This is a genomic window from Rhizobium nepotum 39/7, from assembly GCF_000949865.1.
Classification (GTDB): Bacteria; Pseudomonadota; Alphaproteobacteria; order Rhizobiales; family Rhizobiaceae; genus Agrobacterium; species Agrobacterium nepotum.
The window spans coordinates 316,657-340,073 of the sequence record NZ_JWJH01000007.1 but is presented as its reverse complement, the minus strand read 5'-3'; the positions used below and the strand labels follow the sequence as shown (position 1 = coordinate 340,073).

Sequence of the window (23,417 nt, the reverse complement as noted above, 5' to 3'; positions counted from 1 at the left end):
TCACGCTCCGCGCATGTGCAAAAGATGCCTTTCAGTTGGGCAAGAATGGGCGGACTGTCAAGGCTTGGCCCTTTCAAATTCCGGTTGACGCCGGAACAGTCGTCAACGCACAACCGTCGGCATGAAGATCGCCTTTTATTCGCCGCTCAAATCACCCAACCATCCCGTTCCTTCCGGAGACCGGTTGATGGCCCGCCTGCTGATGCGGGCAATGACGATGGGCGACCACGACGTTTCCGTCGCTTCCGAACTGCGCAGCTTTCTGAAACAGGCGGATGATCCGGCTCGCAGCTTGCTCGCCGATGCCGCCGAACGCGAGATCGAAACCATCACTGAGCGCTGGCAGCGGCAGGGCGCGCCGGACCTCTGGTTTAGTTATCACCCCTATTACAAGGCCCCGGATTTGCTCGGGCCGGAGCTTTGCGGACGTTTTGATATCCCCTATGTCACCGCCGAGGCGTCCTATTCCCCCAAGCGCAATGGGATGGGCTGGCAGGCGGTTCAGGACGAATTGCTGGCCGCACTGAACGCCGCCTCGGTCAATATCTGTTTCACCGCGCGGGACCGCGAGGGGCTTTCGCGTGCCTCGCCAAGCCTCAACCTGGCGATGTTGCCACCCTTTATCGATGCCGACGCCTTTCTCAAGAACACACCCCGCTCCGCACCCGGAAAACTCATCACCGTCGCCATGATGCGGGCGGGCGACAAGCTCGACAGCTATCTCGCACTCTCTCAAGCGCTTGCCCTCTTGCCGCAAGATCTGAACTGGACGCTTGATATCGTCGGCGATGGGCCGGAACGTGCGTCCGTACAGGCCATGTTCAGCTCTTTTCCCGATCACCGCCTCGTCTGGCACGGTGAAAAAACCGCACCAGAGATCGCAACGCTTCTTTCCAGGGCATCGCTTTATGTCTGGCCGGGGCACGGCGAGGCCTATGGTCTTGCCTATCTCGAAGCGCAGGCGGCTGCCCTTCCCGTTGTCGCCGAAGAGGTGGCCGGCGTTCCCGAAGTGGTAAAATCCGGAACCACCGGATTACTGACACCAGAAAATGATACAGCCGCCTATGCCGCAGCAATTGAAACGCTGCTCGGCGATGACAGGCGGCGTGAAGAACTGGCGAAAGCGGCCCGCCAGTTCGTCAGGAATGAACGATCTCTGGAAAACGCCGCAAAACAGCTGAACCATATCCTGTTACAAGCAAAGGCACGAACATCATGAGTCTGGAGAAACTCGTTGCGGCACTGGACGAATGCGGACGGCGCGGCGTAACGGCCGATCTCTGGCTGAGAGATGACGATGCGGTCGAGCCGACACCGGCACTCGACACGCTGCTTGATCTTTGCGGCAGCTTTTCCGCTCCGGTCACGCTCGCGGTCATTCCCGAGACGACGACCGACAAGCTCGCGCGGCATCTGGACACGGCCGACATTGCCCAAGTCGCCGTCCATGGCTGGTCGCATACGAATTATGCCAGAGAAAAAGAAAAGAAGCAGGAACTCGGAGCGCACCGCGACCTGCCCATCGTTCTCGACGAGTTGCAATCCGGGCTGGAAAAACTCTACGATCTGCATGGCGCGCGTTTGGTGCCCATGCTGGTTCCGCCGTGGAACCGCATAGATGCCAGCATCCTGGAAGGGTTGACGGGCCTCGGATATCGCGCCCTTTCGGTTTTCGGTCCGGAGAAAGAGACGGCACCGCCTTGCCTGAATACCCATGTCGACGTGATCGACTGGCACGGCAGCCGTGGCGGCCGCGATGACGACATCCTTTTCACAGAGACCGCCGCCCGCATCCTGCGGACTGCGGAGGACGGTGGCACGACCGGCATCCTCAGCCATCATCTCGTGCATGACGACAATGTCTGGCGCTTTCTGAGACGGCTTTTCGAGGTGACCACTGAACATCCCGCCGCCCGCTGGCGTTCCTCGGCGGACCTTATTCTTGAGGTATCACCATGATTTCCAGGCGATCAGCAAACCACCTGTCCCAGTGGCAAGTTCCTGCCTGACAGCCTCCACCTCCTGAAACGACGCGCGATCGGCAAGTGACGCGGCAACAAACGCTGCCGGGGCGAGGCTGATGCTTCCAGCCCGGGCGAGGACGGTAAAGATCAGCGGGCCGGTCGACCACCAGGCGGGCGCACGCGGCATCTCCTCGATGATCCCCGGAAAAGCCTCCAGCATCCTGCGGAACACCGGATGGCCAGCCGGGGCGGCGATGAAGGAGTTGGCGAGAAGCATGCTGCCCTGTCCGGTATCGCGCGGGGTCTGTTCATCGAACGCGGTCAGCCCTGCCAATGGCAGGAAAGCATCAAAACTCACATCGTCCCGCGCCGGATACCAGTCGCAATCGAGATAGATGCCACCAAAACGCTCCAGCACGATATAACGGGCCACATCGACAGCGCCGGGATAATCGCCCTTGTCCAGCATCGTTCGGAAGACGCCGTTTGCAAATACGCCCTCTTGCTCAAGATCGGCTTCCCGCCAGAAGCGATATTCATAACCATGCGAGGCGGCATGGGTGGCCCAGGCCTCAACCGACACGGGCGGGGCTTTTTCCCCAATCCATATCTGATGAATGATCCTTGGCACGTCCTCCCTGCTTTTCAGGTTGATCGCGCGGCGTTCTTCCGGGGAAAATTGTGCGTATTTTGCCAGCACCTGTGGTGGCGGAACCAAGGTATATTGATAGCCGATCTTCGCCACCATATCGCCTTCGGCCTTGGCGAGACGCAGCCGCGCCGCATGCAGCCTGCGCGGCATGCCGAGAACCGTTCTCTCACCCATCAGGTGCCCGTCTTTTACTGCAACCAGAGATAGGAGAAGCGCACTCGCTTCCCCATATTGGCCTTCATTTTGCAACTGCCGGGCTCTATCCAGCTGGGCATCATAATATTTCTTGTCGGACATGAATCCTCACTCGGAAACGCTCCCTAACATATCGCCAAACACGAGCCATCAGGCAAGCCATGGCGTTTTGGAAGCCGGCTTTGAATTTGCTGCACATTTCGATGTTTCAGGAGCGTAGACAGACAACAGACCCTACGATAACGTGCCTTTAAGCCCTCCTGAGAAAATTGTCACAAGGCAACGATAAAGAGACGGCAAGGAACCCTTTGGCATGAGCGTAGGCGCAGATTTGCTCCGTATTGAAAATCTGCGGGTCTCGTTTTCTCTTATGGGTGGCACGATTGATGCCGTAAGGGGTGCCAGTCTTCGCATTCTTCCCGGAAAAGTCACGGCGCTGGTCGGAGAATCCGGCTCCGGAAAATCCGTGATCGGCCAGACGATCATGGGTATCCACCCCAAGACGGCGCGCGTCGACGGTCGCGTGCTGTTCACCGATCCCGCAAATGCCGCAGCCGGTCCCGTCGATCTGCTGCAATTGCCGAAGGACGGCCGGGAAATCCGCTCGATACGCGGAAATCGCATCGGGCTGATTTTTCAGGAACCCATGACGTCTTTTTCACCGCTGCATACGATCGGCAACCAGATCGACGAGGCGCTGAGAATCCACAGCATCCTGTCGCCGGCCGAGCGCGCGGAAAAAATGCATGAAACGCTGGACCTTGTAGGGTTTTCCAACCCGAAGAAGGTCGTGAACATGTATCCCTTCGAATTGTCGGGCGGCATGCGCCAGCGCGCGATGATCGCCATGGCGCTGATCTGTCGCCCCGCCCTCCTGATCGCCGACGAGCCGACGACAGCGCTGGATGTGACCATACAGGCGCAAATTCTGAAACTCCTGCGCGATCTGCAGAGCCGGATGAACATGAGCATGCTGCTCATCACCCACGATCTTGGCGTGGTGGCGAACATCGCGGACGAAGTTGCCGTGATCTACCAGGGCGAGATCATGGAAGCCGGCACGGTCGACGATATATTCAAGTCGCCAAGCCATCCCTACCTCAAGGGTCTGATGGCCGCCGTGCCGCATTTCGATATGAAGCCCGGTGAAAGACTGAAGGCGCTACGCGAAATCACCGTCGATCACGAAAGCCTCGTCGGCAAAAAAACTGCCGCAGTGATCAAAACCCCCGGCCCGCTTTTGACCGTGGACAATATCAGCAAGACATTCACGACCCGGAAATCCAGCTGGTTCCGCAGCGGCGACGCCAACGCCACCAAGGCGGTCAACAGCGTCAGTTTTGAAATCCGTCGGGGCGAATGTCTTGGGCTGGTCGGCGAAAGCGGCAGCGGCAAGACGACCGTCAGCAAAATCCTCATGCGGGCCGTTCGCCCGGATGAAGGCTCCGTCACCTTTCACCGGCCGCAGGGTGATATCGATGTCCTCAATGCCAAAGATGGCGATCTGAAAGAATTGCGGTCGAAGATCCAGATGGTCTTTCAGGACCCGATCTCGTCGCTTTCGCCGCGCATGACCGTGGGCAATATCCTGAGCGAACCGCTCGAAATCCATGGACGCGGCGACGCGAAATACCGGGCGGAGAAAGTCCGCAATCTCGTCAAGGCCATCGGTCTTGGAGAAAGCGCGCTGAACCGCTATCCGCACAGTTTCTCGGGCGGGCAAAGACAACGTATCGGCATTGCCAGAGCGCTGGCGCTCGGTCCCGAACTGCTGATCTGCGACGAACCCGTCTCCGCCCTCGATGTCTCCGTGCAGGCGCAGATTCTCAACCTGCTCAAGGATTTACAAAAAGACCTCGGGCTTACCTACCTCTTCATCTCGCACAATCTGGCGGTGGTGGATTATATGGCCGACCGCGTGGCCGTGATGTGCGAAGGCCGCATCGTCGAGCTGGCACCGCGGGAAGCCATGATGCGGTCTCCAGTGCATCCCTATACCAAATCGCTGCTGGCGGCCGTACCTTTCCCCGATCTCGACCGTCCACTCGATTTCCGCACCATCGGCAAGATAAGCGCGACGGGCAAATTCGACTGGGGCAAGCAATTCCGCGACGAGGGTAATGGCGAGATGATCTCCGCCGATCTTGGCGAAGGCCATTTCGTTCTTGCGAACGGCAATGCCGACATCCAGGAGCTTCGCCCTTGATCACGCGCCGCACCACCCTTGCCTTGCTGGCTTCCGTTTTTTTGCCGGCCCATGCGCGCGCCGCCTATACCGACCCCGCCTATTTCAAGGAAAAGCGGGAAAAGGGCGAGTTGCCTGATATAGCGGAGCGCCTGCCGAAAAATCCGCGCGTCATGGATATGAAAGCGCTTGGCCGGGAGCCGGGAAAACACGGCGGCTCGGTGCGTATGCTGATCGGCGGCCAGCGTGATATCCGGCTTATGCCCATCAGCAACTATGCCCGTCTTGTCGGTTATGATGAAAAATTCGAGCTTCATCCGGACATTCTGGAAAGCTACGACGTTCAGGAAGAACGCATATTCACCTTCAAACTGCGCGAGGGCCATAAATGGTCCGATGGCAGCGATTTGACCTCCGAGGATTTCCGGTATTTCTGGGAGGACGTAGCTCTCAACAAGGAAATCCATAAGGGCGGTCCGCCGATCGAGCTTCTGGTCAACAACAAACCGCCTCTGATCGAAGTCATCGACCGGCTGACGGTGCGTTATACCTGGGAAGGTCCAAACCCCGATTTTCTGGCGAAGCTCGCAGCGGCCTCGCCGGCGCGGCTGTTCCTGCCCGCCGCTTATATGAAGCAGTTCCACGCCAAATATCAGACTGCGGAAAACCTCGCCAAGCTCATCAAGAAAAACAAGGCGGATGACTGGAGCGGGCTGCATATCAAGATGTCGCGGCAGGTCCGTCCGGAAAATCCCGCTCTGCCAACGCTCGACGCATGGCGCAATACGACTTCGCCACCGGCCGAACAGTTCGTTTTCGAGCGCAATCCCTATTATCACCGTATCGACGAAAACGGCCTGCAACTGCCCTATCTCGACCGGTTCCTGCTGAACGTCACCTCCTCCGACATCATCTCGGCCAAGACAGCGTCGGGTGACAGCGATCTGCAATATTTCGGCCTCGATTTCGCCGACTACACCTTCCTGAAGGATGCCGAAAAGCGCTTCCCCTTGAAGGTGAACCTCTACAAGCGATCCCAGGGGTCGCGCATCGCGCTTTTGCCCAATCTGAATTGTGCCGACCCGGTATGGCGGAGCTGTTTCCAGGACGTGCGCGTACGCCGCGCGCTGTCGCTGGCGATCAACCGGCACGAAGTCAACATGGTCTGCTTTTATGGGCTGGCGAAGGAAAGCGCCGACACCGTCCTGCCGGAAAGCACACTTTACCGGCCGGAATTCGCAGAGGCCTGGAGCGCCTTCGACCGGGCGACGGCCAACAGGCTGCTCGACGAAGTGGGTCTTGAGAAACGCGACAGCGCCGGCATCCGGCTCCTGCCGGACGGCCGACCGGCCTATATCATCGTCGAGACAACAGGCGAAAGCACGCTCGATACCGATGTGATGGAGCTGGTGACGGATCATTGGCGGCATATCGGCATCGCGGTTTCCGTCCGTCCCACCCAGCGCGACGTCTTCCGCAAGCGCGCCATGGGCGGCGAAGTGCTGATGTCGGTCTGGATGGGCATGGACAATGGCGTGCCGACACCGGACATGCTGCCTTCCGGCCTTGCGCCCACCGGCGACGACCAGTTGCAATGGCCGGTCTGGGGCATCCATTATCTGTCCGGCGGGCGCGAGGGCAAGGAGCCCGATCTGCCAGAGGCGGCGCACCTGCTCGATCTCCTGAAAAAATGGCGCCGAAGCGTCACCGAGGCAGAACGCGAGGCCATCTGGCTGGAGATGCTGGAAATCTACACGCAGCAGGTATTTTCCATCGGCATCGTCAACGGCGCCCTGCAACCCGTCGTCCATGTCAAACGCATGCGAAACGTGCCGGAAAAGGCGCTCTTCGGCTATGAACCCACATCGTATCTCGGTATCTACATGCCGGATGCCTTCTGGTATGACGGAGACGCCTGATATGCTGCGGTATATTCTCAAGCGCATCCTCGTCATGATCCCCACGCTGATCCTGATCTCGATGCTGGTCTTCACCATCATCGAATTGCCGCCGGGCGATTATTTCGAAAGCTACGTCGCCGAACTGCGCGCCATGGGCGAGACGGCAAACCTTGCCGAAATCGAGGAGTTGCGCGTCCGCTACGGCTTCGACCAGCCGGCGCCGATCCGTTATTTCCGCTGGGCGACCGGCATGCTGGTCGGAGATTTCGGTTATTCTTTCGAATATCAGCTGCCGGTGAACGAGGTGGTGGGAGACCGCCTGTGGCTGACGGTTCTGGTGTCTTTCGTCACCATCATCGTCACCTGGATCCTTGCCTTTCCGATCGGCATCTACTCCGCCACGCATAAATACAGCTGGGGCGACTACGGCCTGACCTTCCTCGGCCTGCTCGGCATCGCCATTCCCAACTTCATGCTGGCGCTGATCCTGATGTATTTCGCCAATATCTGGTTCGGCATCTCCATCGGCCATCTGATGGACCGGGAATATCTGAACCAGGCGATGAGCTGGCCGAAGTTCAAGTCGATCCTCGAACATATCTGGATACCCGTCCTCATCATCGGAACGGCGGGCACGGCCGGCATGATCCGCCGCCTGCGCGCAAACCTGCTGGACGAATTGCAGAAACAATACGTCGTGACCGCGCGCGCCAAAGGGCTTCACCCCTTCAAGGTGCTGATCAAGTATCCGCTGCGCATGGCGCTGAATTTCTTCATCTCGGACATCGGCTCGATCCTGCCCGCCATCATTTCCGGCGCTGAAATCACCGCCGTCGTCCTGTCGCTCGAAACCACCGGTCCCATGCTCATCCGGGCGCTGCAGAGCCAGGATATGTATCTGGCCGGTTCGTTCCTGATGTTCCTTGCTTTCCTGACGGTGATCGGTGTTCTGGTGTCAGATATCGCCCTAGCCATACTTGACCCAAGAATCCGCTTCGGAGGTGGTAACGTCAAATGACTTCATCCATCCCGACATCAGGCGAAGCGCTGCCCCATTATGTCTCGACGGCGCCGTTCGACCCGTCGCTCATCGAACCCAACACATCCGGAATGGCGGCCTTCAGCAAGGCGTCGCAACTGCGGCTCATGTGGTGGCAGTTCCGCCAGCACAAGGTTGCCGTCTGGTCCGGCGCTTTTCTGGTGCTGCTTTATCTTTCGATCCTAATCAGCGAGTTCCTTGCGCCGTACAATCTCCACACCCGCAATATCGAGCATATCTACGCCCCACCCCAGGGTATTCACCTCTTCAATGACGGCAAATTTGTCGGCCCCTTCGTTTATGGCCGGGAAATGACGCTCGACATGGACAATCTGAGGCGTGTCTACCGGGATGTGCCGACGGACATCCAGCCGTTGCGTTTCTTCTGCAAGGGCGACACCTACCATTTCTGGGGCATGTTCGAGGGCAAAACCCATTTCGTATGCCCGGCCGAGGGCGGAGAAATGTTCCTGCTCGGCACCGACCGGCTGGGCCGTGACGTGCTGTCGCGGATCATTTATGGCGCGCGTATCTCGCTGACCATCGGCCTTCTCGGCGTCGCCATGAGTTTCGTTCTCGGCATTGTGATCGGCGGTCTGGCAGGTTATCGCGGCGGCACCTTCGATCTCATCGTCCAGCGTATCATCGAAGTCCTGCAATCCATTCCGAGCATTCCACTCTGGCTCGCACTTGCGGCGATCATGCCCGTGACCTGGAGCCCGATCCTCGTTTATCTCGGCATCACCATCATTCTCGGCATGCTGGACTGGACGGGACTGGCGCGCGCCGTACGCTCGAAATTGCTGGCGCTTCGCGAGGAAGACTATGTTTTGGCAGCGCAACTGATGGGCGCGGGCACGCCGCGCATCATCGGCAGGCACCTTATCCCCGGCTTCATGTCGCATCTGATCGCGTCGGCAACGCTGACGATACCGGGCATGATTCTCGGTGAAACCGCATTGAGTTTTCTTGGTCTCGGTCTTAGGCCGCCGATCACAAGTTGGGGAATTCTGCTCACGGAGGCGCGCAGCGTCAGCGTCATTGCGCTATATCCGTGGCTTCTCATCCCGACGATTCCGGTTGTTCTCGTCATTCTGGCCTTTAATTTCTTCGGTGACGGACTACGTGATGCTGCAGACCCCTTCAGATAAAATGGAACACCCTTTGATAAACTGCTCTTCCGCCATCGCCTTTTTTGTGAAAGGCAAAAAGAGGTGTGGCCCATGACCTCCCGTTTGAACGATGCACGCATCCTCATGTACAGCCACGATTCCTTCGGCCTCGGGCATCTGCGGCGTTGTCGCACGATCGCGCATGCGCTGGTGGAGGATTATCGCGGCCTCAATGTTCTCATCATTTCGGGTGCGACCATTGCCGGCGCCTTCGATTATCGCACCCGTGTCGATTTCGTGAAAATCCCGAGTGTCATCAAGCTGCGCAACGGCGAATACACCTCCATGGACAGGCATATCGACCTTCAGGAAACGCTGAAGATGCGCCGCTCCATCATCTATCATACCGCCGAAAGTTTCCAGCCGGACATCTTCATCGTCGACAAGGAGCCCATGGGCCTTCGCGGTGAAGTGGAGGAAACGCTTACCTACCTCAAAAGCCAGGGAACCAAGCTCGTCATCGGCCTGCGTGACGTCATGGATTCGCCGCAGCTGCTTGAGGCGGAATGGAAGCGCAATGACGTGATGACCAAGATCGGCAAGTTCTATGACCATGTATGGGTCTATGGTCCGCCGGATTTCCACGACCCGCTGACGGGGCTAGACGTTCCCCAAACCGTTCGCGACAAGATGGATTTCGTCGGCTTCCTGCAACGCTCCAAAACGCAGGCGGAAACCGTGGCGCACCGACCGGTAGGTGACTATCTTCTCATCACCACAGGCGGCGGCGGTGACGGCAGCGAATTGATCGACGACGTCATCAATGCTTACCGCCACGACAGGGAACTGACGCACAAGGCGCTGGTGGTGCTGGGCCCCTATATGCCCGGGGATCAGCGCCAGCGCTTCATGAGCAGTGTTGCCGATATTCCGCATATAGAGATCATCGAGTTCGACAACCGCATGGAAGACCTCGTCGCCGGCGCTCAGGCCGTCGTGTCGATGGGCGGCTATAACACCGTCTGCGAGATATTGTCCTTCGATAAACCGGCGCTTGTCGTGCCGCGCACGGTGCCGAGGGAAGAGCAGCTTATTCGTGCTACGCGAGCGGCGGAACTCGGTCTCTTCGACATGCTTTTGCCGGAAGACGCCGAAAACCCCGCCAAGATGGCGGCGGCTCTCAAAGCGCTGCCGAACCGTGCGCCGCCCTCCGTCAATTCGCGGGATCTGAAGCTCGACGGTCTGGAAAACATATCGAAACGGATAGCCGAATGGCTCCCGACCGAGGGCGAAAAGGCGCCGATCACGCTCACCGCGTGACCGGCCCCCCGACCATCACCGCTTCAAAAGAGACACGCGCAACGTGACCGACACAAAAAAAATCGTGGTGCTCCTCAAGGGCTATCCGCGCCTGTCCGAGACTTTCATCGCTCAGGAGCTTCTGGGGCTTGAAAAGGCCGGGCTGACGCTTGAACTCATGTCCATGCGCCGGCCGACCGATAAAAAACGCCACCCCGTCCATGATGAAATCCGCGCACCCGTCACCTACCTGCCGGAATATCTGCACGAGGAGCCGTTGCGCGTTCTAAAGGCGCTGTGGGCTTGCCGCAAAAAGCCGGGCTTCGCCAAGGCGCTCCGTCGGTTTTTCAGCGATCGTCGCATGATCTCAGCCGCAACCGTTTCCGCCGTTTCGGGCAAGCCGCCGTGCTGGCGCATGAATGGCCGGCGGATGCCGAGTGGCTGCATGTTCACTTCATTCACACACCCGCCTCGGTCGCCGCCTACACCCACCTTATCACCGGCACGCCGTGGACGATTTCGGCCCACGCCAAGGACATCTGGACCTCCAGCGACCGTGATCTCGCCGCAAAGCTGGAAAGCGCCCGCTGGGCCGTGACCTGCACCGCCAGCGGCTTTCAGCACCTTCGCAGCCTTTCCGGCCTCAAGCGGAATGTGCACTTAAGCTATCACGGACTTGATCTCACCCGCTTCCCGCATTTCGACGCGCCGCACCCGGAAAGAGACGGGTCGGACGTCGATGATCCCGTCAGGATTTTAAGCGTCGGCCGGGCAGTCAAGAAAAAGGGTATCGATATTCTGTTGCAGGCTCTGGCCTCGCTTCCGCAGGAAATCCATTGGCGTTTCACCCATATCGGCGGCGGTGACGAGCTTGCCGCACTGAAGAAACTCGCTGACGAACTTGGCATCGCCGACAAAATCATCTGGACCGGCGCCATGGACCAGAAGCAGGTGCTGGAGAATTACCGCGGGGCGGATTTATTCGCCCTTGCCTGCCGCATCACCAGCGATGGCGACCGCGACGGTCTTCCCAATGTGCTGGTCGAGGCCGCCAGCCAGGCGCTGACCTGCATTTCCACCAATATCTCCGGCATCCCGGAATTCTTCGTCGACGGCGAAAACGGAATGTTGACGGAACCGGAAAATCCCGCCGCCTTCGCTGAAGCCCTGCGCGCCGCCATTACCGATCCGCAATTGCGCCAGCGTCTGGGTGGTGCCGCAGAAAACCGTGTCCGAACCGCCTTCGACCATCGCACCAGCATTGTCGAATTGAAGGCCCTGTTCGAGACCGAGTGGAAAAAATCACCATGACCGATACGGAAAAGCGCCCTTCCGTCTTCTTCTACGTCCAGCACCTTCTTGGCATCGGCCATATCGCCCGCGCCAGCCGCATTGCCAACGCCCTTCAGGTGGATGGTTTCGATGTCGTTCTGGTGACGGGCGGCACCCCGGTTCCGGGCTTTCCGGGCGAGGGCATCCGCCATGTCGAATTGCCGCCGATCGCCGTCAGCGACGGCAGCTTTTCCGGTCTTGCCGACAGCTCCGGCAAACCGGTGGATGACGCCTTCCGGAAGCTCCGCACAGACATGCTGATCGGTGCCTATCACGGCGCGAAACCGGATATCGTCATCATCGAGGCTTTCCCCTTCGGCCGCAGGCAGGTGCGTTTCGAATTGCTGCCGCTTCTGGATGAGATCGAGGAAAGCGACCCGCGCCCGCTCGTCATGACGTCGTTGCGCGACATTCTGCAGGAAAAAACAAAACCGGGCCGGGACGAAGAAACCGTGTCGCTGGTGAAGAAACATTTCGACGCGGTGCTGGTCCATGGCGATCCGGATTTTGTCCGGCTCGAAGAGACCTTTCCCCTCGCTGACGAGATCAGCCAGCGCATCGTCTACACCGGACTCGTTGCGCCCCTGCCACCACCGCAACCGGCGGAGAAATTCGATATCGTCGTTTCCGCAGGCGGCGGCGCAGTGGGAGCAGCACTCATCCGGGCCGCACTTAACGCTGCTCCGCTGCTGGACGACATCAAAAGCTGGTGCCTCGTAACCGGCCCCAACATGCCGCAGGCGGATTTCGATGCGATCTCGGCGCAGGCAGTGGATAATGTTTCCGTCTTCCGTTTCCGCAAGGATTTCGCAAGCCTGCTGGCAGGCGCGCGACTTTCGGTTTCACAGGCCGGCTACAACACGGTCTGCGATATTCTTCAGGCAAAATGCCGATCGCTTCTGATCCCCTTTGCGGCTGATGGCGAAACGGAACAGAGCGCCCGCGCCGAACGGCTGGCGCGGCTAGGATTGGCGCAGGTTCTGGAGGAGAAGGATATCTCCGCGCAATCCATGGCCGATGCCATCAGGGCGGCATTGGCCCTGCCGGGACCGGACACGATCAAACTCGATCTCGACGGCGCGACCGGGACGGCTAGAGCCCTGCGCCGCCTTTTTGATGAGCGGTAAGGATCGTCTTCAATTCGCGAACCGCCGCCTCATCCGTGCCCTTGCGCCCTGCGCCGGTGAAACCAAGCTTCGCCACCCGGCTTTCCGGATCATAAAACGGAACGGCGGAACAGGATGCGTGGATTTCCGTGATGGGAAAACGGTCCAGCAATGTCTGTACGATTGGCGGGCGCACACCGGCACCCGGCATGATGACGATCCGCCCGGCGGCCATTTCGGATAAACGCGCAAGCGTTTCGATACCCTCGAGCGCCGAACGCGCACCGCCGGAGGTCAGAATTCTCGGGAAACCCAGCGCGATGGCGGCCTCCAACGCTTCATCCATGTCGGGAACGACATCGATAGCCCGGTGCAGCGTCACATCCAGCCCATCGGCGTGACGGCACAATTCTTCGAGCAGGGGAATATCAAGCGAGCCATCGTCAAGCGATGCGCCAAGCACCACTCCGGAAAGCCCTGCCGTGCGCGCCGCATCGATATCGCGTTTCATCACATCGGCCTCATCGCGCGTGAACACGAAATCACCGGCGCGCGGCCTTATCATTACGCTCACCGGCAGATCGTAAGCCGCCGCCCGGCGCATGAAACCCGCAGACGGCGTCACGCCGCCGCCGGACAGCGCCGCGCAAAGCTCGATCCGGTCGGCCCCGCCCCTGACCGCCGCTTCCAGACCGGCTACATCGTCCACGCAAATCTCGAGAATCATCGTAACCTCTTTCATTCAAGCATGCTCTGTTTACGCGCCGGACTATCTTTTCGGTTCGACGCTCTATCTGCGACGGCCCGTCCCATCAAGCGCATAGAGCATGTAAACGCCACCGAGACCCACGATTGCTCCCAGAATGGAAGTTCCCGAATAGCTCGTGACGAGCGTACCCACGGCAAAAATCAGCGCACCCAAGCCGGCGCCAAGGAAAATGTTGACGGCGATCAACGAGCTTCCGAGCCCCGGCCGGTCCGCGATCAGTTCCTGCAGATAGGTGATCGGGATACTGATGATGGCGGCAGCCCCCAGCGCGCTGATGACGGTCTGCGCGTAGATATGCCATGGCGCGGAAGCCAGCCCCTGCAGGATCAGATAGATGGCATAGAGCACCGCGCCCGCCGCAAGCGTCAGCGTTTGCGGGACTTTCTTCTCGATCCAGCCCCACAGGAGAATGAAAACGATCTCCAGCGCGGCGACGATGCCCGCCACGATGCCGATATCCGCGACCGTACCCTTCGCTTGGCCCGTTATGATGAGCGAGCGAATGGAATCATTGAGATGTAGCATCGAGCAGATCAGGGCGATGGCGATGATGCGCAACAGCACCCGCCGCGAGCCGATTTCCGCGAGCGAGGCACGAAAACCGAAACGCGCCTGCACGTTCACCGATGCCGGTGTGGCCGTGCGCGGCAGGCAAAACGCCACAAGCAGAAAACAGACAAGCGCACAGACCCCCGAGAACAGGAAAGCCAGCAGCATATTGCCTGAATTCACCAGAAAAATACCGACGATACCCGGCACCAGCACCCAGGACAGCGAGATCGTGGCCCGCATGATCGAATTCACGGCGATCATGTCACCGGTCGAAAGATTACGGGCATCGGCGCGCACATGCGCGAAGATCAGCGAGTTCATCGCCCCGAAAATCGGCAGGAGAACCAGCTTGGCGCTCACGAAGGCCGTGGCATTGCCGACGAGATAAACCAGCATATAACCGCTGACGCCGAAGAGCGCGATGAGCAGCATGGGCTTGCGATATTCGCCCAGCCTGTCGGCGACGATGCCCATCAGCACGCTGGCGCTGACATTGATGATGGCGGCAAACAGCATCAGCAGCGAATAGACGGTGTTGCTGAGGCCAATTTCGCGAATGCCGATCACCGCCTGATAGGGAGCAGTCGCAGCATTCGAAAACCCGAAGAACAGAATGGCGAGCGCCCCGATGCGGATCGACGGATTGTTGATAACGATGGAAAGAGCCGACGGCATGAAGGTTCGCCTGAGATGATCCGGCACACGGCCGGATCGCTGGATGGAATGCTATCGAACCGCTGTCATCGCCAGCGGGCCGAAAGGATGGGTTGCGGCATATAATCGAAATGCGGCTTCCATGGGTAAAAATCGCCAGACCGGCGGCGGTTGGGAAGGTTTTCGATATCCTGATTGATAACCCCCTCCGTCAGCGCCATGAGATTGGGATTGGCGATCGGCGCAAGCTCCGGCGATAGATAACCTGACTTGACGACCAGCAACCTCACTGCCTTCGGATCGAAACCGACGCGGGTGAAATCCGAAATCATGTGATAGGGCCTGCGCCGCGCGGCCAGTATCACGGTAATGCCGCCGATGCCGACCACCGCCTGACGCTGATCAGCCGCGCCGGGATCGTCGAGTTTCAGGACCTTGGCTTCCACGGTAACGGATGGGCTGCGTGGATCGAGACTGCCGCCGATCTTCAGGAAAAGCGTTGCGCCCTCGCCCGCCGCAAAGCAGGCTTCGACCGCCGGCCGGTCGGTGATGCCGCCGATCAGCACGTCCTGCCAGCTGCGCGCAATCAGCGCGGCCAGAACATCGGCGCGATCGCCCACCCCGCCGCCGGTCGGATTGTCGCCCGAGTCAGCGAGAATGATTGGGCTGGTGGTCGTTTTTGCCGCAATATCCAGGATGGCATCGAGCGGCTCGGTCACGGGGCCGAAACGAAAATCCTGCCGGACATTCCAGTAGGATCGCGCGATCTCGGCGGCTACCGCCTGCGCGGCCTCTCTGTCCGTTCCTGTCACAACCGCGCAGGCCGTCGCCCGTGGTTCGTCGGCCCAGACGTAGCCGATCATGAAATTCGCATCCCATATGCCGGGCCGGACATCGTGGTCCGGCAGGACGGCATAGAGGCTTTTGGCGGGTTCATCTTCCGTGGATGTCTTTTCGCCCGGCAGCAGAACAGGGATTTTCGCCCATGCCACACCGGGCTTTTCGCCCGTTTTCAGCGCCTTGATGAGCATCGTCCACGCCCGCACCATCGTCTCGCGCACATCGATATGCGGTGCGGTTCGGTAGCCGGCGAAAATATCAAGCTGGTCGATAATCGTCTGGCTGACATTGCCGTGCAGGTCGTAACTGGCGGAAACGATCACATCCGGCCCGACGACGGCCCGGGCGCTGGAAATCCAGTCACCTTCCGCATCGTCCATGCCCTCGACATTCATCGCGCCGTGCATGGCAAGATAAAGCCCGTCCAGCGGCAGGCAAGCCGTGAGACGTTCAAGGAATTCCTGCTTGAACGCATCATAGGCGACACGCGAGATCGGTCCGCCCGGCACCGCCCGCGCATGCAGAAGCGGCAGCACTTCCGCCCCGCCTTCTCCGGCAAAATTGAAGTACTCGGCCTCCAGCAACTCTGTGCCGCGAAAAACGCGAAAATCTTCCTGTTTCATCAGCACCGGCGAATAGGTGCTGCATTCGGTATGAATACCACCAACGGCAATACGCATCTGGTCTTCCTCTCAATAAACCGGGCTGAGCGGAACGATGGCGGAAAAACGCAGCCAGTCCTTCTGCGCTTTAGGCGTCCATGCCGCCTCCGCAATGGCCGGCAGTCTCGGGAAAACCAGACGGTTGAAATAGGCGCGATTGAGGAAATGCTCGGACCAGATGCAGGCCTGAACGCCTTTCATCCGCTCCTTCAACTCCTCTGGAAAGTCGCCGACCGCCTCGTAGGCATAAGTGTGGGAAGGTGGAACGGTGCCGGCCCAGCTTGCGCCCGGCTCCTGCCATGCTTCATCCTGCACCATGTCGAGATAATAGGCCTGCCCCGGCGTCATCACCACGTCGTAGCCCTGGCGTGCAAGCTCGAGGCCCACTTCCGGCTTCTGCCACGCCATCAGCAATGTTCCCTTGGGATCAACGCCGCCGCCGTGCGAAACCTCGTCCCAGCCGGCAAGCTGACGACCGCGCTCATGCAGCATCGCCTGAATGCGTTTCATGAAATAGGACTGGATACCGAAGGTGCCGTCGAGTCCCTCCTTTTCCATCAGCGCCTTGGCAAGCGGCGAGGCAAGCCACGAACCATCAGCAACCTCATCGCCGCCGATATGGATCAGCCGCGAGGGGAAAAGCTCCACCATCTCGTCGAATATCTTGCCAAGGAACTCATAGGTCGGCTCAATGGCCGGATTGAGCGCGTTATTGGGATATCCCTGTACCGAGCGGTAGCTGTCCGGCGCTTCCTGCCCATCCGTCAGTTCCGGATAGGCAACGAGAGCCGCCGTGCTGTGGCCGGGAATATCGACCTCCGGCACGATTTCGATGTTCAATGCCGCCGCGTGTGCAACGACCATGCGAACATCATCCTGCGTGTAATAACCGGAAACCGGTTCAGCCCCATTGCCGAGCTGCGGCAGAAGCGGCGCATCCGGCCCGCGTGTCGCGCCGACGGTCGTCAGCAGCGGATAGGCCTTGATTTCAAGCCGCCACGCCTCGTCATCCGTGAGGTGCCAATGGAACCGGTTCATGCGCAGCCATGCAAGAATATCGATCAGCCGCACGACATCATCAGTCGGATAGAATTGCCGCGAGACATCCAGATGGCAACCGCGCCAGCTGTAACGCGGTGCGTCGCTGATGGTGCCGGAGGCCGGAAAGCGGAACTTGGAATCGATCCGCGCGCCATGCAGCAATTGCGCCAGAACCGTCAGGCCATATTGCAGACCGGCAGCGGCCGAATATTCCACGACAACGGCTTCATCGGAGAAAGACAGGCGATAACCCTCCGCTTCCAGACCGCTATGGCGTTTGAAACGGAGCGGTTTGCCCTCGTGAACCGGCGCGAGGCTGAACGGCACATGCCCAACGGCAAAAAGCCTGCGGAACAGTGAAAGCACGGTATCCACCGCAAGCACTTCCTCAGCCTCAGCGTCTTCCGCCGGGAAAAGTGCGACTGGAAAGGTGTCGCCAGGTTCGGCATCGATTTCGGCTGGCCAGGGCTGGATGGAGAAGGGCAGATCGAGCTTTCCTTCAGGAAGCAGCGCCGGCGCCGGCTCGCTGTGGCGCCCGTCCAGCATCAGATCACCGACATCGGCGACCCGATGTGTGCCGTCGGCAAGGCTGATATAGGCGGATTTCGCGCCATCCGTGCGATGGCGGGCGGGCCTGAGCAGGCCATCGACGGTGAAACGCCACGATTTGCCAGCCGCAAGCACAAAGCCGGGCGGCGGCGCAAATTCATGGAAATTGGCGTTGCGGCGCAGATAGACGGCGTTACCGCAAACGGGCTTGTCGACGGTCCGCGTCAACGACGTATAGACGATCCGGAAATCCTTCAGCGGCTCACGGGAAAGATTGAACAGGGTAAAGGTGAAGCCGCCAGAGGCGGAATCTTCGAGCGGATGCCATGAATTTTCGAGACGATAGTGTGCGAGCGTCATGATGCTCCCCTTTATTGTGCATTGAACCCTCTGGAGGGCTCCGGTCAGTAATGTTCGGATTGCGAGAAAGTCCGGGCAAGCGGCGCCTGCCCCGCCATCAGCCCGCAATCGACGGGCAGGCAAACGCCACTGATGGCGGCGGCCTGTGGGCCGGCCAGAAAAGCGACGGCATTGGCCACATCCTCAGGCCTCACGATGCGCTGCAACGGATACCAGTGCTTCGCTTCCTCGAAGACCTGAGGATTGACGGCTGCCCGCGCCTCCCAGGCCTGCGTGCGCACGGTGCCCGGCGCAACGGCATTGGAGCGGATGCCGAATTTTCCGTATTCGACGGCGATCAGCTTCGTCAGATGGATCAGCCCGGCCTTCGCCGCGCTATAGGCGGGGTGGCCGAACACCGCCATGCCGTTGACGGAAGCGATATTGATGACAGACCCCTCAGTCCGCTTCAGCGCATCTTCGAAAGCCCTGAAGCAGAGAAACGGCGCTTCCAGATTGAGGGCGTTGTCCTTGCGCCAAATTTCAGCGGTGGTGTAGTGCAGGCTGACGGCCCTTGCAGCACCTGCATTGTTGACGAGGGTCGCGACATCACCCAGCTCCGCGACCTCCGAGGCCAGCCTTGCGAGATCCTGCGGATCGGTAACATCGCAGGTTATCGGAACGAAGGCGGAACCGGAAAGCAGGGAAAGCGCAGTGGAAAGGGCGTCTGGATCGATGTCGACCAGCACCACCTTTGCATGGCTTTCAGAAAGCGCTGCGGCAATTGCCCGGCCTATGTCACCTGCCGCCCCCGTTACGACGGCGACCCGGTCTTTCCTGTCCTGCATGTCATGTCACTCCTTCGAAACGTTCCAGAGCGGATTTCAGGCAAAACCGCTCACATTTTTCATCATCACGCCTTCAGTCACCCAGCAATTGCCGGTCATCCGGATCGCGATGTTCCACGAGTTGCTGCTTGATGTGACGCAACGTCACCATCGACCGTTGCCTGTGGTGATAGGCAGCAAGCGTCGCCAGAACATCGACGGCGGCCAGATAGGCGTAACGCGATGAGGTCGGGCGGAAGATGTTGTTTCCTTCAGGCACGTTGACGGCCACCACCATGTCGGCAGCCATGGCGACGGGCGTGTCGCTCTGGGTCAGCGCAATGGTGGTAACTCCCATTTCCCGCGCCAGTCTGAAGCATTTCACCAGCTCCATGTTGCGGCCGGAAAAGGAGGAACCGATGATGACGTCTTCCTTCCGGGCAGCGGCCGTCATCATCAGTTGCATGCTGTGATCGGCGCTGGTCGAAACGCGCAAGCCCAGGCGAAACAGCCGGTTCTGGATTTCCGTCGCGATCATCGAGGAGTTGCCGCCCGCACCGAAGGCATAGATCATACCGCTATTGGCGATCTTGATCGCCGCTTCGTCTGCGAGCGCGGGATCAAGCGTCTTGTGCAGCAGGAAAAGCGCTTCCTGCGCCTTGGCAAGCACCTCCTCGGCGACATCCGAAGGGCCGGTGCTGGTGGGTTCCGAAGTGAGGTAGCGAATGCCGACATAAGCGGTCTTGGCAAGGCTGACCTTGAAATCCGAAAAGCTCTGACAACCGAGACGACGGCAGAACCGCGTCACTGTCGGTGGGGAAACCTCGGCGCGAGCGGCAAGCTCGATGATCGAAGCATTGACAGCGAATTCGAAGTCCGAAACCAAGACATCGGCGATCCGCCGCTCCGATTGTGAGAACTGTCCCCTGTCGTCTTGAATCTTTGCAAAAATATCCATGCTCACCGGTCTCCGTTCCGCCAAAAAATCAGGCCTTGGCCCCGTTTCCGATGCATCCTAATCCGAGACGTCCGTCAACCATCCATACCCATGAATCGACCATGTTTCGTCCTGTTGACGACACTCCGGACACCCATGATCTGAAAATTATTTTCTCTGTTGATTGGAAGATGAGCATATGCCAACAATATTCGCCAGAGAAATATCCAGTTCCTGAAAATAATTTCAACAACGGACCCAAACCATGCGCGATCCATTCAAAAACCCCTTTCCCGAAACAGACGTCGCCCGCCATTCCATCTGGGAGATGCTGGTGACGCGGGATATCGACGCTTTCCTCACCGCCGACTGGTCGAAGGTGGCGGAAGATTTCGTCGAGGACGGTTTTCTCGGCATCAACGCCAACCGGGACGCGAACCCGGACAACTGGCGTCTGTCCTTCCCCTCGCTTGTCGCCTATCGCGACGAGTGGTTGCGACAGGCGCAGGATTTCCAGACACAGCAATTCGCCGAAGACCCGCGCGACGCCATCTTCACGACTACCACGCTGGAGGAGATCGAAGTGGAAGGCGAGACCGCGCTCGTCCGCAAGAAGTTCGACGGCGGGCTTCGCAAGGCCGATGGCAGCTTCGACGTGATGAAATGGCAGACGCTCTATTATTGCCGGCTGCATCAGGGCCGCTGGAAAATCAGCGGTTTCACCGGCTACATGCCGAACCCCATGCCTTGATCCAACGCCTCTGCGAGAGATATTCGAGCGCCGGGCCGAAAGCCCGGCGTCATTTTTTTGTCGGGAGAAGGCGGAGGAAACCCGCCGAAGACGGATCGCGTCGGGAAAAACCGGGCATGGGGAGACAGATTTCATAGCCCGGTTCCTGCCCTTTATTGTATCAGCTTGAGGACAGAAAGGTCGACGTGCCGCTCCAGAGCGATGCCGCTTTCATCAAACAGATGGCAATCCGACGCCTTGATACCGGTGACGATGGGTTCATCGACAACAACCGGCGCGGAACCGGAAAGAAGCGCGCAATAGTTCTCGCCCGTGGGGGCAATACCGTAAGCGATGGTATTGATCCCAAGCCGCTCGATGACGCTGGGCGCAACCTTGATATTGAGGTCGGCTGTTTCCAGACCGGTATGTTCCGGGCGAATGCCGAGCGTCAGCTGCGCGCCTTCGAGACCGGGGCGAGGCTCCACCGGCACGGTGATCGTCTGCCCCTCATATTCCACAGTCACACCATCGGCGTTGGCGGTTTTGCAGGTGACCTTCAGGAAGTTCATTTTCGGATTGCCGATGAAACCGGCGACGAACAGGTTCGCCGGCTTATGATAAAGCTCGAGCGGCGCGCCGACCTGGGCGATTTCGCCGGCATTCAGCACGACGATGCGGTCGGCCATGGTCATGGCCTCCACCTGATCATGCGTCACATAGATCATCGTCGCCTGCAGCGTCCGGTGAAGATTGGTAAGCTCAATGCGCATGTCGGCGCGAAGTGCTGCATCGAGGTTGGAAAGCGGCTCATCGAACAGGAATATCTTCGGCTCGCGAACGATGGCGCGGCCGATCGCTACGCGCTGGCGCTGGCCGCCGGACAGCATGCCGGGACGCTGCTGCAGGCGCTGGTCGAGTTGCAGAATCTTGGCGACAACCTCGACCTTTTCCTTGATCTTGCTCTCCTCCATCTTTTCGACGCGGAGGGGAAAAGCGATGTTTTCGAAAACCGTCATATGCGGATAGAGCGCATAGGACTGGAAGACCATCGCGATGCCGCGTTTCACCGGCGGCAATTCATTGACCTTGACGCCATTGATGACGATGTCGCCGGCGGTAATATCCTCAAGGCCGGCGATCATGCGCAGCAATGTGGACTTGCCGCATCCCGAGGGGCCGACAAAAACGACGAACTCGCCATCCCTGATGTCGAGCTGAACGCCCTTGATGACTTCGAAATGTCCATAGTTCTTGCGGACGTTGTTGAGATAAAGCTGACCCAAAACTTGCCTCTCCCGTCACCAGCCGACATCAGGCTGCGTTCAGAGACGTTCCGCAACACGGGAAAAAATCGTGTCCGAGCGGAACCGTTGAAAAAACACGAGAGGATGCGTCCATAATGGCGGCAAACGTTCTCGCGGCGAAATATGCCGGTTGCGGGCGACATGCGCCCGCAACCGTATCAAAAGTGGATTACTTATACTGCTCGAGAGCGCCGGAGGCCTTCTTCGCGGCATCCTCCGGCGTAGCCTTGCCGGTAACGACGGACTGTACCATCTCGATCATCGTGTCCTGGAAGCCCTTGTAGTCGGTGAAGAGTGGCTCGGGACCGCCATAGGCGATACCGTCGATCAGCGGCTTCCAGAAGGGGTCCTTGGCGATGAATTCATCGACCTTCGGCGACGGACGAAGAGGCGTGAGGCCAGCGCCGCCCTGCAGTTCGTATTCGCCCTGCGGGCCGGGCGAAGTGATGAACTTGGCGAATTCGGTCGCCTTTTCTTCGACGCCGGTTCCCTTGAAGATCGCAAGGCTGTCGGTGATGAGCAGCGTGCCGGAACCCTTGGCTTCAGGGCCGAGCGGCAGGGTTGCGATGCCCCAGTTAATCTTGGTTTCCTGCAGGCGGGTTGCCGCACCAGAGCCGGCCTGGATCATGCCGACCTTGCCATCGAGGAAGATGGCGCGGATTTCGTTCTGCTCATAGGCAGTCGGGCCTTCGACGGAATAGGGCGTGATGTCCTTGTAGGCCTTGAGCGCTGCGACAACCTGCGGGCTGTCGACAGTGATCTTGTCGCCATCGATCACCTTGCCGTTATTGGTATAAACCCAGTGCATGAACTGGTGCATGGTGTTGTCGAACGTCTTGGCGGGCAGGCCGTAACCGGCGATACCGGTCTTTTCCTTGATCTGTTTGGCAAAGGCGATTTCTTCAGCCCAGGTCTTCGGCGGTGTTTCCGGATCGAGACCCGCCTGCTTGAAGAGGTCCTTGTTCCAGTAAAGCGCCTTGGTCGAGAAAGCGACCGGTACGCCCCACTGCGTATCCTCGAAAGTGACCGTATCGACGATATTCGGGTAGTAGGTCTTCTTTTCGTCTTCCGTCATCGGCACCGGAACGATGAGGTCGTTCTGCGCGAATTGCTTCAGCGTGCGCGAGCCGACATAAGCCATGGCGACCGGGGTGCCGGCGGCAGCGAGCGTCGTTGCCTTGTCCTGGCACTGCTCCCAGCCCACGACTTCCGGAACGACCTTAAATCCGGCATTCTTGCCTTCCCATTCCTTGATGTATTTCTCATGGATGGGGTCCATCTTGTCGCCGCAATAGATCCAGCTGATCTCCTTGTCGGCGGCGTGCGCCGTCACCGTGCCAAGAGCAGTGGAACCGGCAAATGCGAAAGCGCAAAGCGCCAATCCGTAATGTTTCAGTGCCATCGATAGTCTCCCGTTTTCTGGTA

The 23,417-nt window shown here is 59.3% G+C and carries 19 protein-coding genes and 1 pseudogene; 10 read left to right on the top strand and 10 right to left on the bottom strand.

Annotation, left to right across the window (positions count from 1 at the left end):
• Nucleotides 1-121 precede the first annotated feature (121 nt).
• Nucleotides 122-1,219, top strand: a complete 1,098-nt coding sequence (locus RS75_RS09785; protein ID WP_045019755.1) for a glycosyltransferase family 4 protein — start codon at nt 122-124, stop codon at nt 1,217-1,219.
• Entirely contained in the window at nt 1,216-1,959 is a 744-nt protein-coding gene (locus RS75_RS09780; RefSeq protein ID WP_045019752.1) for a polysaccharide deacetylase family protein, read from the top strand. The genes RS75_RS09785 and RS75_RS09780 overlap by 4 nt, the downstream gene beginning before the upstream one ends.
• On the opposite strand, the gene RS75_RS09775 is transcribed toward RS75_RS09780, so the two are convergent.
• Nucleotides 1,951-2,913 (bottom strand): glycosyltransferase family 32 protein, encoded by a 963-nt coding sequence (locus RS75_RS09775; RefSeq protein ID WP_045019750.1) that lies wholly within the window; start codon nt 2,911-2,913, stop codon nt 1,951-1,953. The genes RS75_RS09780 and RS75_RS09775 overlap by 9 nt on opposite strands.
• Nucleotides 2,914-3,124: 211 nt before the next feature.
• Here RS75_RS09775 and RS75_RS09770 point away from each other — a divergent pair, with 211 nt between their 5' ends.
• The 5 genes from RS75_RS09770 (at nt 3,125) to RS75_RS09750 (ending at nt 10,368) form a co-directional block, all read left to right on the top strand.
• Nucleotides 3,125-5,017, top strand: a complete 1,893-nt coding sequence (locus tag RS75_RS09770) for an ABC transporter ATP-binding protein (protein WP_045019748.1) — start codon at nt 3,125-3,127, stop codon at nt 5,015-5,017.
• Complete coding sequence (locus tag RS75_RS09765) at nt 5,014-6,915, top strand: ABC transporter substrate-binding protein (RefSeq protein ID WP_045019746.1); 1,902 nt, start codon at nt 5,014-5,016, stop codon at nt 6,913-6,915. The genes RS75_RS09770 and RS75_RS09765 overlap by 4 nt, the downstream gene beginning before the upstream one ends.
• A gap of 1 nt (nt 6,916) precedes the next feature.
• Complete coding sequence (locus RS75_RS09760) at nt 6,917-7,915, top strand: ABC transporter permease (RefSeq protein WP_003516797.1); 999 nt, start codon at nt 6,917-6,919, stop codon at nt 7,913-7,915.
• Nucleotides 7,912-9,087 (top strand): ABC transporter permease, encoded by a 1,176-nt coding sequence (locus RS75_RS09755; protein ID WP_045019744.1) that lies wholly within the window; start codon nt 7,912-7,914, stop codon nt 9,085-9,087. The genes RS75_RS09760 and RS75_RS09755 overlap by 4 nt, the downstream gene beginning before the upstream one ends.
• A gap of 72 nt (nt 9,088-9,159) precedes the next feature.
• Nucleotides 9,160-10,368: a glycosyltransferase family protein gene (locus RS75_RS09750; protein ID WP_045019743.1), complete on the top strand. Its 1,209-nt coding sequence runs from the start codon at nt 9,160-9,162 to the stop codon at nt 10,366-10,368.
• On the opposite strand, the gene RS75_RS27060 is transcribed toward RS75_RS09750, so the two are convergent.
• Nucleotides 10,358-10,570 (bottom strand): hypothetical protein, encoded by a 213-nt coding sequence (locus RS75_RS27060; RefSeq protein WP_234704240.1) that lies wholly within the window; start codon nt 10,568-10,570, stop codon nt 10,358-10,360. The two genes, RS75_RS09750 and RS75_RS27060, sit on opposite strands and share 11 nt — an antisense overlap.
• Between RS75_RS27060 and RS75_RS09745 the strand changes: the two are divergent.
• A pseudogene (locus tag RS75_RS09745) lies at nt 10,532-11,658 on the top strand (glycosyltransferase family 4 protein). The gene RS75_RS27060 and the pseudogene RS75_RS09745 sit on opposite strands and share 39 nt — an antisense overlap.
• Complete coding sequence (locus RS75_RS09740; RefSeq protein WP_045019741.1) at nt 11,655-12,806, top strand: glycosyltransferase family protein; 1,152 nt, start codon at nt 11,655-11,657, stop codon at nt 12,804-12,806. Before RS75_RS09745 ends, RS75_RS09740 begins: the two are co-directional and overlap by 4 nt.
• Here the strand turns inward: RS75_RS09740 and RS75_RS09735 are convergent.
• From RS75_RS09735 to RS75_RS09710, 6 genes are all read right to left on the bottom strand, one after another.
• Nucleotides 12,772-13,512 carry a copper homeostasis protein CutC gene (locus RS75_RS09735; protein WP_045019739.1) on the bottom strand — a complete coding sequence of 247 codons (741 nt, stop codon included), beginning with the start codon at nt 13,510-13,512 and terminating at the stop codon, nt 12,772-12,774. The genes RS75_RS09740 and RS75_RS09735 overlap by 35 nt on opposite strands.
• A gap of 63 nt (nt 13,513-13,575) precedes the next feature.
• On the bottom strand, nt 13,576-14,781 hold the full coding sequence (locus tag RS75_RS09730; protein ID WP_045019737.1) for an MFS transporter: 1,206 nt from the start codon (nt 14,779-14,781) through the stop codon (nt 13,576-13,578).
• A 65-nt stretch (nt 14,782-14,846) separates the two neighbouring features.
• Nucleotides 14,847-16,280: a M81 family metallopeptidase gene (locus RS75_RS09725; protein WP_045019735.1), complete on the bottom strand. Its 1,434-nt coding sequence runs from the start codon at nt 16,278-16,280 to the stop codon at nt 14,847-14,849.
• A gap of 12 nt (nt 16,281-16,292) precedes the next feature.
• Nucleotides 16,293-18,212 (bottom strand): beta-N-acetylhexosaminidase, encoded by a 1,920-nt coding sequence (locus tag RS75_RS09720; protein ID WP_045019733.1) that lies wholly within the window; start codon nt 18,210-18,212, stop codon nt 16,293-16,295.
• A 44-nt stretch (nt 18,213-18,256) separates the two neighbouring features.
• A complete protein-coding gene (locus RS75_RS09715; RefSeq protein ID WP_045019729.1) occupies nt 18,257-19,039 on the bottom strand; it encodes an SDR family oxidoreductase in 783 nt (260 codons plus the stop codon).
• A 73-nt stretch (nt 19,040-19,112) separates the two neighbouring features.
• Nucleotides 19,113-19,976, bottom strand: a complete 864-nt coding sequence (locus RS75_RS09710; protein WP_045019711.1) for a MurR/RpiR family transcriptional regulator — start codon at nt 19,974-19,976, stop codon at nt 19,113-19,115.
• A 244-nt stretch (nt 19,977-20,220) separates the two neighbouring features.
• On the opposite strand from RS75_RS09710, the gene RS75_RS09705 reads away from it, so the two are divergent.
• On the top strand, nt 20,221-20,706 hold the full coding sequence (locus RS75_RS09705) for a hypothetical protein (RefSeq protein WP_045019708.1): 486 nt from the start codon (nt 20,221-20,223) through the stop codon (nt 20,704-20,706).
• Nucleotides 20,707-20,858: 152 nt separating this feature from the next.
• On the opposite strand, the gene RS75_RS09700 is transcribed toward RS75_RS09705, so the two are convergent.
• A complete protein-coding gene (locus RS75_RS09700; RefSeq protein ID WP_045019706.1) occupies nt 20,859-21,971 on the bottom strand; it encodes an ABC transporter ATP-binding protein in 1,113 nt (370 codons plus the stop codon).
• Nucleotides 21,972-22,161: 190 nt separating this feature from the next.
• Nucleotides 22,162-23,394 carry an ABC transporter substrate-binding protein gene (locus RS75_RS09695; RefSeq protein WP_045019705.1) on the bottom strand — a complete coding sequence of 411 codons (1,233 nt, stop codon included), beginning with the start codon at nt 23,392-23,394 and terminating at the stop codon, nt 22,162-22,164.
• Between the last annotated feature and the right edge of the window lie 23 nt (nt 23,395-23,417).

Excerpts from the sequence above, each read along its gene's own strand:
- RS75_RS09775 (WP_045019750.1), bottom strand. The coding sequence starts at position 2,913 with ATGTCCGACAAGAAATATTATGATGCCCAGCTGGATAGAGCCCGGCAG.
- RS75_RS09760 (WP_003516797.1), top strand. The coding sequence starts at position 6,917 with ATGCTGCGGTATATTCTCAAGCGCATCCTCGTCATGATCCCCACGCTG.
- RS75_RS09755 (WP_045019744.1), top strand. The coding sequence starts at position 7,912 with ATGACTTCATCCATCCCGACATCAGGCGAAGCGCTGCCCCATTATGTC.
- RS75_RS09735 (WP_045019739.1), bottom strand. The coding sequence starts at position 13,512 with ATGATTCTCGAGATTTGCGTGGACGATGTAGCCGGTCTGGAAGCGGCG.
- RS75_RS27060 (WP_234704240.1), bottom strand. The coding sequence starts at position 10,570 with ATGGACGGGGTGGCGTTTTTTATCGGTCGGCCGGCGCATGGACATGAG.
- RS75_RS09715 (WP_045019729.1), bottom strand. The coding sequence starts at position 19,039 with ATGCAGGACAGGAAAGACCGGGTCGCCGTCGTAACGGGGGCGGCAGGT.
- RS75_RS09720 (WP_045019733.1), bottom strand. The coding sequence starts at position 18,212 with ATGACGCTCGCACACTATCGTCTCGAAAATTCATGGCATCCGCTCGAA.
- RS75_RS09785 (WP_045019755.1), top strand. The coding sequence starts at position 122 with ATGAAGATCGCCTTTTATTCGCCGCTCAAATCACCCAACCATCCCGTT.
- RS75_RS09725 (WP_045019735.1), bottom strand. The coding sequence starts at position 16,280 with ATGCGTATTGCCGTTGGTGGTATTCATACCGAATGCAGCACCTATTCG.
- RS75_RS09710 (WP_045019711.1), bottom strand. The coding sequence starts at position 19,976 with ATGGATATTTTTGCAAAGATTCAAGACGACAGGGGACAGTTCTCACAA.
- RS75_RS09730 (WP_045019737.1), bottom strand. The coding sequence starts at position 14,781 with ATGCCGTCGGCTCTTTCCATCGTTATCAACAATCCGTCGATCCGCATC.
- RS75_RS09695 (WP_045019705.1), bottom strand. The coding sequence starts at position 23,394 with ATGGCACTGAAACATTACGGATTGGCGCTTTGCGCTTTCGCATTTGCC.
- RS75_RS09770 (WP_045019748.1), top strand. The coding sequence starts at position 3,125 with ATGAGCGTAGGCGCAGATTTGCTCCGTATTGAAAATCTGCGGGTCTCG.
- RS75_RS09750 (WP_045019743.1), top strand. The coding sequence starts at position 9,160 with ATGACCTCCCGTTTGAACGATGCACGCATCCTCATGTACAGCCACGAT.
- RS75_RS09740 (WP_045019741.1), top strand. The coding sequence starts at position 11,655 with ATGACCGATACGGAAAAGCGCCCTTCCGTCTTCTTCTACGTCCAGCAC.
- RS75_RS09705 (WP_045019708.1), top strand. The coding sequence starts at position 20,221 with ATGCGCGATCCATTCAAAAACCCCTTTCCCGAAACAGACGTCGCCCGC.
- RS75_RS09780 (WP_045019752.1), top strand. The coding sequence starts at position 1,216 with ATGAGTCTGGAGAAACTCGTTGCGGCACTGGACGAATGCGGACGGCGC.